Origin of the sequence: Paraplanobispora takensis (genome assembly GCF_016863195.1) — a bacterium.
GTDB lineage: Bacteria > Actinomycetota > Actinomycetes > Streptosporangiales > Streptosporangiaceae > Planobispora > Planobispora takensis.
The window spans coordinates 69,801-82,610 of the sequence record NZ_BOOK01000034.1 but is presented as its reverse complement, the minus strand read 5'-3'; the positions used below and the strand labels follow the sequence as shown (position 1 = coordinate 82,610).

Genomic DNA, 12,810 nt, shown 5'->3' with positions numbered 1-12,810 from the left:
TGGGGACCCTTCCGTCCGGCCTCCGCGGCCCCCGCTCACGGCGCGCGGGGAGCCGCGGGGACTACAGCAGGCCGTTCTGGGTCAGCCAGTCCTTGGCCACCGCGTCGGCGTCCTCCTTGTCGACCGCGACGCGCTTCATGAGCGCGACGAGGCCGGCCGTGTCGAGCTTGGCGGAGACCGCGTTCAGCGTGGTCCTGACGGTGTCGTTCACTGCGGCCTTGTTCACCAGCGGCGTGATGTTCTCGGCGGCGAAGGCGTTCTTGGTGTCCTGCAGCGAGACCAGGTCGTTGATCACGATCTTGGGGTCGGTGGTGAAGACGTTGCCGACCTGGACGGTGCCGTCCTTGATGGCGTCGGCGGTGGCGTCACCGGTCTTCTTCCACTCCTTGAACTCCAGGCCGTAGGTGTCCTGGAAGTTCTTCTCCTGGCGGGACTGGAACTCCGGCGGGCCGCCCACCGCGTAGTTCTTGGCGACCTTGGCCAGGTCCTCGATCGTGGTCAGGCCGTCCTTCTCGGCGGTGGCCTTGGCGACGGTCAGCGAGTTGTTGTCCTCGGCCGCGGCGGGCTCCAGGATCTCCAGCTCGGCCGGGAGCTTCTCCTTCAGGGCGGCGACGACGTCGTCCTTGCTCTTGGCCGTCGCCTCCTTGTCGACGTAGGCCAGCAGCGAGCCGATGTACTCCGGCAGGATCGTCAGGCCGCCGCTCTTGATCTGGTCGTAGAGGATCTCGCGGCTGCCGATGTTGAGCTTCTCCTCGACCTGCACGCCCTTGGCGGTCAGGGCCTGGGAGTAGATCTCGGCCAGCAGGACGTTCTCCGGGAAGTTGGCCGAGCCGACGACGACCTTCCCCCCGGACGCGGGCGCCGACGCGGCGCCGGACTCCGCGGGGCTCGCCGACGCGCTGGTGAGCGGGTCTCCGCCGCCACCGCACGCGCTGAGAGTGAGCGCCGCGGACAGGATCACGGCCGCGGTGCCGAAGAAGCGCTTCATCGTGCTTTCCCTTCTAAAACGGGGGGTAATGCATATTTTATCGGATCCTCTGGCGCCCGCTCACCCCGGGGGACACCGTGACCCTCTGGACCAGTGCGAACAACCCCTGAACGGCCAGCGCCAGAGCGGCCACCAGGACGGCCCCGCCGATCGCGCGCGGGTAGTCCTTGGTCGCCAGACCGTCGATGATGTAGCGCCCCAGGCCGCCCAGACCCACGTATGCGGCCACCGTCGCGGTCGCCACCACCTGGATCGCGGCCGTGCGCATGCCGAGCAGGATCAGCGGGAGCGCGACCGGCACCAGCACCCCGCCCAGGACCTGGCGTCCGCGCAGGCCCATGCCGTACGCCGCGTCGCGCAGCTCCGGGTCCACCCCGCGGATGCCCTCGTAGGTGTTGACCAGGATGGGCGGTACGGCCAGCGCCACCAGCGGGATCAGCACCGGCGCGAGGGTGCCGACGCCCATCAGCAGCACGACGAGCACGAGCAGGCCCAGGGTCGGCAGGGCACGGGCCGCGTTGGCGCTGAGCACCACCAGCACCGCGCCCTTGCCGGTGTGCCCGATCCACAGCCCCAGCGGGACCGCGAGCACCACCGCCAGCAGCAGCGAGAGCCCGGCGAACACCAGGTGCTCCAGCACCCGCAGCGGGATGCCGTCGGGGCCGGACCAGTTGGCGGCGTTCCCGAAGAAGTCGACCAGCCAGTTCACGCCGCCTCCCGCACCCTCGACCTCGCCGTGGACCACGGGGTCAGCCATCGCTGCGCCACGACCAGCAGCAGATCCGCCACCGCGGCCAGGATCGCGGTCAGCACGACGCCGACGACGATCGGGGTGGGGAACTGCCGCTGCCAGCCGTCGATGAACAGATAGCCGAGCCCGCCCCGGCCGACCAGCGCGCCCACGCTGACCAGGCTGATGCTGGAGACCGTCGCCACCCGCAGGCCGGCCAGCACCACCGGCACCGCGATCGGCAGCTCCACCCGCAGCAGCCGCCGCAGCGGGGTGAAGCCCATGGCCACCGCGGACTGGCGGACGTGGTCGGGCACCGAGGTCAGCCCGTCCACGACGGCCGGGATCAGCACGGCCATCGCGTAGAAGGTGAGCGGCACGATGATGGTCGCCCGGGTGGCCAGGCCGGTGATCGGGATCAGCACGATGAAGACCGCCAGCGAGGGCAGCGAGTAGATCACGTTCATCGTGCCGACCGTGGGCTGGTAGAGCCAGCGCCAGCGGGCGCCCGCCAGCCCGAGCGGAAGGGCCAGCAGCAGCCCGACGACCACCGGGACCAGGGCCATGATGACGTGGTCGGCCAGCAGCTCCTGGATCTCCGGCCAGTTGCGCCCGATCCAGTCCCAGCGGACCAGCGGCTCCTCACCCACGGGCACCGTCCGCGACCCGGGCCAGCGCCTCGTCCAGCGCCTCGCGGGTCGCCACCCCCACGACCCGGCCGGACCCGTCGACGGCGATCGCGTTCCCCGAGGGGGACAGCAGCGCCGCGTCCAGCGCGGAGCGCAGCGAGTCGCGGCCCTTGACGAAGGTCCCGTACGGCGCCGCCGGCACCCCGGCCAGCGTGCCGGAGTCCGGCAGGTCCTTCGGAGCGATCCAGCCCAGCGGCCCGCCGTCGTCGTCGACCACGACCAGCCAGGCCTCCGCCGTACCGCGCACCGAGGAGACCTCGGCCGAGGCCGGCACGGTCAGGTCCCCGCGCAGGCGCAGGCCGTCGCCGGGGACGAAGGACAGCCGCCGGATGCCCCGGTCGCGGCCCAGGAACTCGCGGACGAAGTCGTCGGCGGGCTCGGCCAGCAGCGTCGCCGGGTCGGCCAGCTGCGCCAGCCGGCCGCCCACCCTGAGCACGGCCACCCGGTCGCCGAGCTTGATCGCCTCGTCGATGTCGTGGGTGACGAACACGATGGTCTTGTTGAGCTCGGCCTGCAGGCGCAGCAGCTCCTCCTGCAGGCTCGCCCGCACGATCGGGTCCACCGCGCTGAACGGCTCGTCCATCAGCAGGACCGGGGGGTCGGCGGCGAGCGCGCGGGCCACGCCGACCCTCTGCTGCTGGCCGCCGGAGAGCTGGAAGGGATAGCGCCCGGCCAGCCGGAGATCGAGGCCGACCCGCTCCAGCAGCTCCATGGCGCGGTCGCGGGCCTTCTTCTTGTCCCAGCCCAGCAGGTACGGCACCGTCGCGACGTTGTCGACGATCTTGCGGTGCGGGAAGAGCCCGGCCTGCTGGATGACGTAGCCGATGCCGCGCCGCAGAGTCGGCGGGTCGATCGTCGTCACGTCCACGCCGTCGAGCAGGATCCGCCCCCCCGAGGGGTCGATCATTCTGTTGATCATGCGGAGCGACGTGGTCTTGCCGCATCCCGACGGACCCACGAAAACGGTGATCTCCCCGGTGGGCACCTCGAGACTGAGATCGTCCACGGCGACGGTCCCGTCCGGATACCGCTTGGTGACACCGTCAAATGTGATCATGCACTACCCCTGGCTCTCCGGCAGGGCCGCGGCCCCCCTGCCACAACCGCCCCATGATCTATCGCGGACCAGACTACGGCGACCGCTTCAGATCTGTCCCCTTACCCCCAGTCAAACGGCTTCGACATCAAATAGGTATCCAATGATGCGAAGGGTCTCGTTGACTTGGCATCATTGCCCATATCGTGGGCATGACACCCTCTCGCGCACCACGCGTCACATTCTTCACCCGCCCCGCACCGCCCCGTCCGTACCCAGAGGAACCGGTTCCCGCCGTGACCCAGCCGCTCCTCGGTCAGCGATCACGCAGCGAGTTGATCGCCGAGCTCTACGACCGCCACGCCTCCGGTCTGTTCGCCTACTGCCACGACCAGCTCGGTGATCCCGAGACCGCCGGGGCGACCCTCGTGGCCGTCCTCACCGCGGTCACCTCCGTGGAGCCCCCGCGCGCCGCGCTGTACGCCCTGGCCCGCCGCGAGATCCACCGGCGCGACGTCGTCTACGCCCCGCCCCCCTCCGTGACCGATCCCGCCTCCGCCTTCGTCGAGCGGGTCCTGCGCGAGCTGCGCCCCCACCAGCGCGAGGTGCTGTACCTGTCGGGCGTGTGCGAGATGGACACCGTCGAGATGTCCTGGGTGCTCGACGTGGCCGCCGACACCGCCGACGAGCTCACCGTGAGCGCCTGCCGCCGCTTCGCCCAGTCGCTCAGCTCGGCCCTGGCCTCGGCCCGGATCCCGGCCGGCGCCGAGGAGGTGTTCGGCGCGCTCGCCGTCGCCCCGATCCGTGACGTACTGGCCCGCGCCCCCTGGGCCGCCCCGCCCGGCGCCCTGCGCGCCGCCGTGCTCACCGCCTCGGGTGTCGGCGCGCCCCCCGCCCCCATGATCACGTCCCTCCCGGTGAAGGCGCTCTGGCCGACCGCCGGCAGCTGGCCGCCGCCCGTGACCGAGGCCGGGCTCGACGTCCCCACGCCGCCGGCGGGGATCGGCGCCCCCTCCACCCGGCCGGTGGGCCCCGGCGCCCCGTCCGCGCCGCAGGCCGGGCCCGACCTCTTCTCCCCGCGCGACCCGCAGGCCGTCTCCGCCCACGAGGCGACCACCGAGCCCATGCCCAAGCTGCGCGACTCGGTGCTGAACGCCCTCGACGACGCGGCCCTGCAGCCGCCGCGCCGTCCCCGGCCGCAGCGGCCCAGGCCCCGCGTGGCGATGCCCCTGTCCTCGCCGATCCCGGCGGACATCCTGGAGAGCAACCCGCCCCGGCTGGACTATCCGATCCCCGGCGACCTGTTCCGTCCCCTGACCCCGGAGGCCAGGGCGGCCCTGGCCTACACCGACAAGCTCGTGGCCCGCGCCCCGCGCCCCGCGCCGGAGGAGACCGGCGCCCCGGGCCGGGCCGGGAGGCAGGCCGAGGAGCCACCGCTCCCGGACTGGCCCCTGCCGGTGGACCAGCTGGGCGGTCTGGCACCTCCCTACGGCCGGGAGTCCCGGCCGGGCGGCGCCTTCGGAGCGGACGGCGCTCTCGGGACGGGCGGCGCTCTCGGGACGGGCGGCCTCTTCGCCTCCGCCGGACCCGTGGCGGAACCCCGGACGACGGACGGGACCGCGGACCCGGACACCGGGACGGACGCCCGGCCGATCGCCGGATCCGGCCCGGACGCGGCCTCCGGTGAGACCGCCCACCCGAAGCGGGCGGAGAGCGGGACCCGCCGCAGACCCAAGCCGGTCAAGCGCGGCGAGCACCACTACGACTGGGCCTGGGAAGTGGTCGGCTTCCTGATCTGCCTGGTGATCGCGATGATCGTCTTCTTCGCGGTCCCGACCATCGTCACCCCGTGAGCGGGCGCGGGCCCGTGGATCCGCGGGCCCGAACGGGGTTCCGCGCAATGATCTCCCGTGACCCCCTCGTGCTGCCCCTTTGCCGTGTGCGATGATAAATATGGTAAGCGCTTGGTGACGGGACGGTCACGGAGCGGAGTCGATATCGCGCTTCAGGGGCGCGAGCAGAGGCGAAACGGCGATGCGATCGATTGATCCCGACCAACTCGATGCCCTCTCCGCCAGCATGGGCCTGCACGGCAACGTCGTCATCGTGCACCTGTCCGGCGAGCTCGACATGGCCACGGCCCCCCGCCTGCACCTGCAGCTGTCGGAGGCCGCCCGCCTCATCTCCCCGCCCCGCCTGGTCGTCGACATGGCCGGTCTCGGCTTCTGCGACTCCTCCGGCCTGAATCTGATGGTCAAGACGCTCAACGAGGTGAAGCGGGCCGGCGGGCGCCTGGTCCTCAGCGGCGTCGGCGAGCGCTTCACCCGGCTGCTGCGCGTGACGGGGCTGGACAGGTCGTTCCAGACATATCCCAGCGTCGAGCTCGCCGCGGCGGAGCTCGGGGACATCGCCTACTGACGCCCGCCGGGACACGCTCCCGCCGCGCCCGGCTCAGCCGGCCGACAGGACCAGACCGCTCGTGGGAACGCCCGTCCCGGCGGTGACCAGAACGTTTCGCACGTCCCGCACCTGGTTGACCGAGGTGCCGCGGATCTGGCGGACGGCCTCGGCGATGCCGTTCATCCCGTGGATGTACGCCTCCCCGAGCTGCCCGCCGTGCGGGTTGACCGGCAGCCGCCCGTCGATCTCGATGCCGCCGCCGGCGACGTAGTCCCGGGCCTCGCCACGCCCGCAGAAGCCCAGCTCCTCCAGCTGCGTCAGGACGAACGGGGTGAAGTGGTCGTACAGGATGGCGGCCTGGACGTCCGACGGGCCCAGCCCGGCCTGCTCCCAGAGCCTGCGGCCGACGACGCCCATCTCCGGCAGGCCGGTCATGTCGTCGCGGTAGTAGCTGGTCATCATCATCTGGCCCGCCCCCGAGCCCTGGGCCGCGGCCCGGATCACCGCGGGCGAGCGGCGCAGGTCGCGGGCCCGCTCGGCCGAGGTGACCACCAGGGCCACCGCGCCGTCGCTCTCCTGGCAGCAGTCGAGCAGGTGCAGCGGTTCCACGATCCACCGGGAGGCCTGGTGCTCCTCCAGCGTGATCGGCCGCCCGTGGAACCAGGCGGCGGGGTTGGTGGCCGCGTGCCGGCGCATCGCCACGGCCACCCGGCCGAAGTCCTCCGAGGTGGCGCCGTACGCGTGCATGTACCGCCGGGCGAACATGGCCACCCAGGCCGCCGGGGTCATCAGCCCGTACGGCACGTGCCAGCTCATCTCCAGTCCCTGGGACGACGGCTCGCCGCCGAGCCGGGCGTCGGGCTGGCCGAACCTGCGCCCGGAGCGCTCGTTGAACGCGCGATAGCAGACCACGGTCCCGGCGACCCCGGTGGCCACGGCCATGGCGGCGTGCAGCACCGTGCCGCAGGCCGCCCCGCCGCCGTAGTGCACGCGGGAGAAGAACGACAGGTCGCCGATGCCCACCTCGCGGGCGACCGCGATCTCCTGGTTGGCGTCCTGGGTGTAGGTGACCATCCCGTCCACGTCGGCCGGGCTCAGACCCGCGTCGTCCAGCGCCGCGTGCACCGCCTCGGCGGCCAGCCGCAGCTCGGACCGGCCGGACTTCTTGGAGAACTCGGTCGCGCCGATGCCGGCGACGGCCGTACGGCCGGAAAGTGAGGACACGTGTCTGCACCTCTCGTGGGTGAAGGCTGGAAACGGTGACGGAGACGGTGAGGAGCCGGCCGGGAACCCGGGCCCCGGCCGGCCGCCGGCGGTCCGGGCGGCTGCTCCGGCGCTCCGGGCGGCTATTCCGGCAGGGCGAAGCGGACGGTCCCCGAGGCGTGGTCGCCGAGGCTGACCCTGCCGCGGACCTCGACGGTGAACTCGCCGGCCTCCCGGCCGACGACGGTGCCGGTGAAGGTCAGCGTGTCACCGGCGTAGGCGGGCACGCCGAGCTTGACGTTGATCCCGCGGACCAGTGCCTCGGGACCTGCCCAGTCGGTGACGTAGCGCTCGACGAGACCCATCGTCGTCAGGATGTTGAGGAAGATGTCCTTCGAGCCCTGCGCTCTGGCGCCCTCGACGTCGTGGTGGACCGGGGTGAAGTCCATCGTCGCCAGCGCCGTCGAGACGATCGCGGTGGGGGTCAGCTCGATCGACAGTTCGGGGAGGGATGATCCGATCTCGACCTGGTCCTCGGTAAGTGTCCGCATCACGACTCCCGGGGGATCCACATGGGGAGGACGAGTTCGTCGTCCATCTGTCGATACGTCACACGCAACGGCATACCGATACCCACTTCCGACGGCGGGCAGTCCACGACGTTGCCCACGATGCGAACCCCTTCCGGCAGTTCGACCACAGCGACCACGAAAGGCGCCTGACGCCCCGGGACCGGCGGGTGATGGTGCACGACGTAGCTGTAGACCTCGCCCTGCCCGCTCGCCACGGCGTAGGTGCGGGCGGCCGAGCGGCACGAGGGGCACATCGGGCCGGGCGGGTGCCGCAGCTGCCCGCAGTCGGCGCACTTCTGGATCCTCAGCTCGCCCCGGGCGGCCCCCTCCCAGAAGAACGCGGTGTCCTCGTTGACGGCCGGTCTGAGCGGGTACGGCGGGCGCGCCCCGGCGGGTGCCTCCTCCGCTCCGGAGTCCGGCCGCGCCCCGGCGGGTCCCTCCCCCGCTCCGGAGTCCCGCCGCGCCCCGGCCTCCTGCTCCCGCGCGCGGCCGTCCTGCGTCCCGGAGGCCGCGCGGCCCGTGCGCGGACGGAACTTCAGCACGCGGAAGAGCATCTCGGCCACGGGCTCCTCCTCGCAGTACCAGGTGACGTTCCAGGTGACGAAGTAGCCCTCGCCCAGCGCCGTCCGCTTCGGGCCCGTCAGCCCGGCGAACCGGGTCGCCGGGACCGGCCGCTCGCCCGGCCGCAGATAGCGGTGGTAGGTCTGCTCGCAGTTGGTCGCGACCACGCCGGTGTAGCCGTTGCCGTCGAGCATGGCCAGCACCTCGTCGACCGGGGTGGGCCGCTGCCCGGCCCTGCGGTTCACCCCGGGCATGGTCCAGACCTGGATCATCGCCGGGGGCGCCACGATCCCGCCGTGCACGCTCGCCGCGGCGGCCTCGGCGTCGGTGTAGAGCGGGTTGGCGTCGCCCATGGCGTCCGCCCAGTGCCGGATCATCGGGACGTTGACCGGGTCGGCCGCCGCGGGCCCGCGGACCTCGCCGGCCGCGGCCTGCCGTTCGGCCAGGGCCATGAGCCGGTCGTGGAGGGTGGGGTCGGTGATGAGCGTCATCGGGGCGGCCTCGGCAGGTTCAGGCCGAGCATGGTGATCAGCTCGCGCTGCACCTCGTTGACGCCGCCGCCGAAGGTGAGCACGAGCGCGCCCTTGACACCGTGGTCGAGCCGGTCGGCGAACTCCGCCGTCTCCGGGTCGGACATGTCGCCGAAGCGGGCCAGGACGTCGCCGACGATCCTGCCGACCTCCTGCATCCGCTCCGATCCGTAGATCTTGGTGGCGGAGGCGTCGGGGGCGCCCAGCCAGCCCAGGTCCATGTTGGCCGCGACCTGCCAGTTGAGCAGCTCGTTGGTGCGGAAGCAGGCGTAGACCCGGCCCAGCGCCCGGCGCACCGCGGGCTCCTCGATCAGCCCCGTGGTGCGCGCCCAGCGCAGGAACCGGTCGTAGGTGTGCGCGATGTTGCCCGCCGGTCCGAGCGTGACCCGCTCGTGGTTGAGCTGGTTGACGATCAGGTCCCAGCCCTTGTCGACCTCGCCCACGACCATGCCCACCGGCACGCGCACGTCGGAGTAGTAGGTGGCGTTGGTGTGGTGCCGCCCGTCCATGGTGACGATCGGCGTCCAGGAGAACCCGGGGTCGGAGCAGTCGGCGATCATCATCGTGATGCCGCGGTGCTTCTTCGCCTCCGGGTCGGTCCTGGCGGCCAGCCAGATGTAGTGGGCGTAGTGCGCGCCCGAGGTGAAGATCTTCTGGCCGTTGACCACGTAGTGGTCGCCGTCCAGGACGGCCGTGGTGCGCAGGGAGGCCAGGTCGGTGCCCGCCTCCGGCTCCGAGTAGCCGATGGCGAAGTGGCACTCCCCGGCCAGGATGCGGGGCAGGAAGAACTCCTTCTGCGCCGGCGTGCCGTACTGCATGAGGGTGGGGCCGACGGTCTGCACGGTGATGATCGGGTAGGGCACCTCGGCCCTGGCGATCTCGTTGGCGAAGATCTGCTGCTCCAGCGGGCCGAACCCGCCGCCGCCGTACTCCTTCGGCCAGCCGATGCCGAGCTTGCCGTCGCGGCCGAGCCTGCGGCAGTGCTCCATGTAGGCGTCGCCGAAGGGGTCGTGGGCGATCTTCTTGCGGTCCTCGGCGGTCAGGCAGCCCCGGAAGTACTCGCGCAGCTCGTCGCGGAGCCTCTTCTGCTCGGGGGTCAGGTCGATCAGCATCAGACGAGCGCTCCGATCGTGTCGAGCCGGGCCTCCACGCCGCCCAGCAGGTGGGCGTGGTGCTTGCCCCAGGCGAAGTAGCGGTGCAGCGGGTAGCTCACGTCCACCCCGATCCCCCCGTGCAGGTGCTGGCAGGTGTAGAGCGCCTGGACCGCGGCGTCGGTCGCGGTGAGCGCGGCCACCGCCAGGTCCGCCTCGGCCTCCTCCACCAGCCCCTCGGCCAGCCGCCAGGCCCCCGACCAGACGGCCACGTCGAGCGCCCGTCCGGCGATGTAGACGTCGGCGACCTGCATGGTCACCGCCTGGAACTCCGCCAGCGCCCGGTCGAACTGCCTGCGCGTGCGCAGGTGCTCGGTGGTCAGCGCGAGCGCGCCGGCCAGCACGCCGGAGACCGTGGCCACGGCTGCGGCCGTCACCAGCCGGCACAGCCCGCGGAACGCCTCGCCGTCGGCCGCGCCGACCGGCTCGCCGGGGACGCCCTCCAGCGTGAGCACGGCCCCCGGCTCTCCGGTGGACAGCGGCACGGCGGTCACGGCCGCGGCTCCCCTGGGGATCAGGAACAGCCCGATCCCGCCGGTGCCGCCCCCCGCGCCGTCCGGACCGGCCCGCGTGACCGCGGGCACCAGCACGCTCGCCGCCTCGGCCCCGTAGGGCACCGTGCCCGTACGGCCCTCCAGCACCCAGTCCCCGCCGCCCCCGTCCCGGCGCCGCGCCGTGACGGCCGGGGCCGCGCCGAGGTCACGGCCGGGCGCCTTCGGCGCCGAGGCCAGGACGGTCTCGCCGGCGGCCAGCGGGGCGAGCGCCTCGCGCTGTTCGCGGGAGCCGTACCGCGCCACGGTCATCGCCGTGACCAGGCTCTGCAGGAGGGGGACGGGGGCGACGTGCCGGCCGCTCTCGCGCAGGACGACGGCCAGCTCCACCGGCCCGAGCCCCGCCCCGCCCGCCTCCTCGGGCAGGCAGGCGCCCAGCAGGCCCGCCTGGGCCAGGGACCCCCACAGGCCCGCGTCGTACGGCGCGCCGCTCTCGTCGTGGGCGTCGAGCCGGGAGGTGGTCGTCTCGCGGTCGAGTACCTTCGCCGCGAGTTCGCGCAGGTCGTCTTGGGTCTCGTCAAGATTGAAGTCCACTAGCGCTCCAGGAGGTGTTCTCGGCCGTTCGCGACGAACTCGTTCTCGATCTGCTTGACGTCTTCCGGGGTCAGCCGGCGCCAGTCCGGCTCGCGGGGCGGGCGCCACCAGACGGGGTCGCCGGTCCGCCACGCCTCCGCGACGAGCAGGCGCTTGACGACCTTGTGGGACGGGGTCTGGGGGAGCTCGGCACTGAGGCGGACGTAGCGGGGCAGGGCCTTGCGGCTCAGGTCCGCGCGGGCGGCGAGGAACTCCGCGAACGCCGTCACCGCCTCCGCGTCCCATCCGCCGTCCCAGTCGCCGCCGGTGTCGTCGCGACCTCCCGCGGGGGAGGGGGCTCCCCCGGACGACAGGGCTTCGGATGACTGGGCCTCCCCGGTCACGGCGGGCGGCCCTGTGACCGTGGACGGCCCTGTGACGACGGCGACCATGACCTGGTCCCCGGCCTCGGCGTCGGGCACGGGATAGACGGCCGCCTCCACCACCCCGGGGAACTCGCGGACCGCCGCCTCGATCGGGGCCACCGCGAGGTTCTCCCCGTCGACGCGGAGCCGCTCGGTGCCCCGCCCGGCGAAGAAGACGTAGCCGTTCTCGTCGGCGTAGGCCATGTCGCCCGACCAGAACGCCCCGTCGCGGATCCGCTCCCGGTCGGCCTCGGGGTCGTTGTAGTAGCCGTCGAACAGGCCCAGGTCCCGGGTGTTGACCAGCTCCCCGATGGCCTCGTCCCCGTTGAGCAGCCTGCCGTCCTCGATGACCGCCGGCGGGCACCTGCCGCCGGCCGGGTCGCGGATCTCGACGCCCTCGGGGAGCCTGCCCAGGCAGCCGGCCGGGCCGGAGGGGTCGGGGGTGATCGCGATCGCCGTCTCGGTGGACCCGAAGGCGTCGATCACGTAGCAGCCGAACCGCTCCCCGAAGCGCCTGGTCGCGGCGGCGCTCCCCTCGTTCCCGAAGGCGATCTTGAGGGTGTTGTCCCGGTCGCCGGGCGTCGCGGGGGTGGCCAGGACGTAGGACAGGGCCTTGCCGACGTAGTGCAGGTAGGTCACGCCGTAGCGCCGCACGTCGTCCATCAGGCCCGAGGCGGAGAACCTCCGCCTGAGCACCAGCGCGGCCCCCGAGGCCACGGCGGGCGCGTAGGCCGCCATGATCGCGCCCGAGTGGAACAGCGGCATCGAGCAGTGGACGACGTCCCGCGGGGACAGCAGCGCCGCCAGGTTCGTCCCCGGCACCGCGATCTTGCGCTGGGTGACCCGCACCGCCCGGGGCCGGCCCGAGGTCCCGGAGGTGAAGATGAGCATCACGAGGTCGCCGGGCCCGGTCCCCGGCGGCGCCCCGGCGCCGCCGCGCGACTCCGGCCCCGGCCGCCTCCCGGACCGCCCGCCCTCTCCGGCGGACGCCCGCAGGCCGGCGACCCTGGCGGCGAGGTCGGCGTAGCCGGGGTCGTTGAGGATGAGGTCGACGTCGGTGGCGTCGGCGTCCCTGGCCAGCTCGGCGGCGCCCCGGGTCGGGTTGAGCGCGACGATCACGTGACCGGACAGCGCGGCGCCGCCCAGCAGGAACAGCAGCTCCGGCACGTTGTCGAACAGCACGCCCACGTGCAGGGCCCGGCGGTCCCCGGCCCGGCCGTCTCCGGTCGCGCCTTCCCCGGTCCGGCCCTCTCCAGCCGGACCCTCTCCGGTCCCGCCCTCCACGGCCAGGGCGTCCATCCGGGCCGCGCGCTCCCGGCACTCCGCGACGTACTCACGCCAGCTCCACACCCGGTCCTCGGACAGCAGGCCGGGCCGGTCGTCACCGGCACGCCGTTCCAGCAGGTCCGCCAGTGTCTCCCCGGAGTCTTCCCGCGGCATCGCGCCTCCCGGTGGGGGTGT

General features: G+C 73.0%; 12 protein-coding genes. 2 read left to right on the top strand and 10 right to left on the bottom strand.

Annotation, left to right across the window (positions count from 1 at the left end; translation table 11 throughout):
- Nucleotides 1–61 precede the first annotated feature (61 nt).
- From Pta02_RS23230 to Pta02_RS23215, 4 genes are read right to left on the bottom strand one after another with little or no spacing between them, the layout of a single operon-like run.
- A complete protein-coding gene (locus tag Pta02_RS23230; protein WP_203877021.1) occupies nt 62–988 on the bottom strand; it encodes an ABC transporter substrate-binding protein in 927 nt (308 codons plus the stop codon).
- A gap of 37 nt (nt 989–1,025) precedes the next feature.
- Complete coding sequence (locus tag Pta02_RS23225; protein ID WP_203877020.1) at nt 1,026–1,745, bottom strand: ABC transporter permease; 720 nt, start codon at nt 1,743–1,745, stop codon at nt 1,026–1,028.
- Entirely contained in the window at nt 1,694–2,368 is a 675-nt protein-coding gene (locus tag Pta02_RS23220) for an ABC transporter permease (protein ID WP_203877019.1), read from the bottom strand. The genes Pta02_RS23225 and Pta02_RS23220 overlap by 52 nt, the downstream gene beginning before the upstream one ends.
- Nucleotides 2,361–3,464 carry an ABC transporter ATP-binding protein gene (locus tag Pta02_RS23215; RefSeq protein ID WP_203877018.1) on the bottom strand — a complete coding sequence of 368 codons (1,104 nt, stop codon included), beginning with the start codon at nt 3,462–3,464 and terminating at the stop codon, nt 2,361–2,363. The genes Pta02_RS23220 and Pta02_RS23215 overlap by 8 nt, the downstream gene beginning before the upstream one ends.
- 275 nt (nt 3,465–3,739) lie before the next feature.
- Here Pta02_RS23215 and Pta02_RS23210 point away from each other — a divergent pair, with 275 nt between their 5' ends.
- Complete coding sequence (locus Pta02_RS23210) at nt 3,740–5,296, top strand: RNA polymerase sigma factor (RefSeq protein ID WP_203877017.1); 1,557 nt, start codon at nt 3,740–3,742, stop codon at nt 5,294–5,296.
- A 181-nt stretch (nt 5,297–5,477) separates the two neighbouring features.
- Nucleotides 5,478–5,861 carry an STAS domain-containing protein gene (locus Pta02_RS23205; protein WP_203877016.1) on the top strand — a complete coding sequence of 128 codons (384 nt, stop codon included), beginning with the start codon at nt 5,478–5,480 and terminating at the stop codon, nt 5,859–5,861.
- 33 nt (nt 5,862–5,894) lie between these two features.
- Here the strand turns inward: Pta02_RS23205 and Pta02_RS23200 are convergent, their stop codons facing one another.
- From Pta02_RS23200 to Pta02_RS23175, 6 genes are all read right to left on the bottom strand, one after another.
- Nucleotides 5,895–7,067, bottom strand: coding sequence for a lipid-transfer protein (locus Pta02_RS23200; RefSeq protein WP_203877015.1), 1,173 nt, complete (start codon nt 7,065–7,067; stop codon nt 5,895–5,897).
- Between the two features lie 122 nt (nt 7,068–7,189).
- Entirely contained in the window at nt 7,190–7,597 is a 408-nt protein-coding gene (locus tag Pta02_RS23195) for a MaoC family dehydratase (protein WP_203877014.1), read from the bottom strand.
- Nucleotides 7,597–8,670, bottom strand: coding sequence for a bifunctional MaoC family dehydratase N-terminal/OB-fold nucleic acid binding domain-containing protein (locus tag Pta02_RS23190; RefSeq protein ID WP_203877013.1), 1,074 nt, complete (start codon nt 8,668–8,670; stop codon nt 7,597–7,599). Before Pta02_RS23190 ends, Pta02_RS23195 begins: the two co-directional genes overlap by 1 nt.
- Nucleotides 8,667–9,821, bottom strand: coding sequence for an acyl-CoA dehydrogenase family protein (locus Pta02_RS23185; RefSeq protein ID WP_203877012.1), 1,155 nt, complete (start codon nt 9,819–9,821; stop codon nt 8,667–8,669). The genes Pta02_RS23190 and Pta02_RS23185 overlap by 4 nt, the downstream gene beginning before the upstream one ends.
- A complete protein-coding gene (locus Pta02_RS23180; RefSeq protein ID WP_203877011.1) occupies nt 9,821–10,945 on the bottom strand; it encodes an acyl-CoA dehydrogenase family protein in 1,125 nt (374 codons plus the stop codon). The genes Pta02_RS23185 and Pta02_RS23180 overlap by 1 nt, the downstream gene beginning before the upstream one ends.
- Nucleotides 10,945–12,789, bottom strand: a complete 1,845-nt coding sequence (locus Pta02_RS23175; protein ID WP_239131173.1) for an AMP-binding protein — start codon at nt 12,787–12,789, stop codon at nt 10,945–10,947. The genes Pta02_RS23180 and Pta02_RS23175 overlap by 1 nt, the downstream gene beginning before the upstream one ends.
- Between the last annotated feature and the right edge of the window lie 21 nt (nt 12,790–12,810).

Excerpts from the sequence above, each read along its gene's own strand:
- Pta02_RS23175 (WP_239131173.1), bottom strand. The coding sequence starts at position 12,789 with ATGCCGCGGGAAGACTCCGGGGAGACACTGGCGGACCTGCTGGAACGG.
- Pta02_RS23230 (WP_203877021.1), bottom strand. The coding sequence starts at position 988 with ATGAAGCGCTTCTTCGGCACCGCGGCCGTGATCCTGTCCGCGGCGCTC.
- Pta02_RS23215 (WP_203877018.1), bottom strand. The coding sequence starts at position 3,464 with ATGATCACATTTGACGGTGTCACCAAGCGGTATCCGGACGGGACCGTC.
- Pta02_RS23190 (WP_203877013.1), bottom strand. The coding sequence starts at position 8,670 with ATGACGCTCATCACCGACCCCACCCTCCACGACCGGCTCATGGCCCTG.
- Pta02_RS23185 (WP_203877012.1), bottom strand. The coding sequence starts at position 9,821 with ATGCTGATCGACCTGACCCCCGAGCAGAAGAGGCTCCGCGACGAGCTG.
- Pta02_RS23205 (WP_203877016.1), top strand. The coding sequence starts at position 5,478 with ATGCGATCGATTGATCCCGACCAACTCGATGCCCTCTCCGCCAGCATG.
- Pta02_RS23195 (WP_203877014.1), bottom strand. The coding sequence starts at position 7,597 with ATGCGGACACTTACCGAGGACCAGGTCGAGATCGGATCATCCCTCCCC.
- Pta02_RS23225 (WP_203877020.1), bottom strand. The coding sequence starts at position 1,745 with ATGGCTGACCCCGTGGTCCACGGCGAGGTCGAGGGTGCGGGAGGCGGC.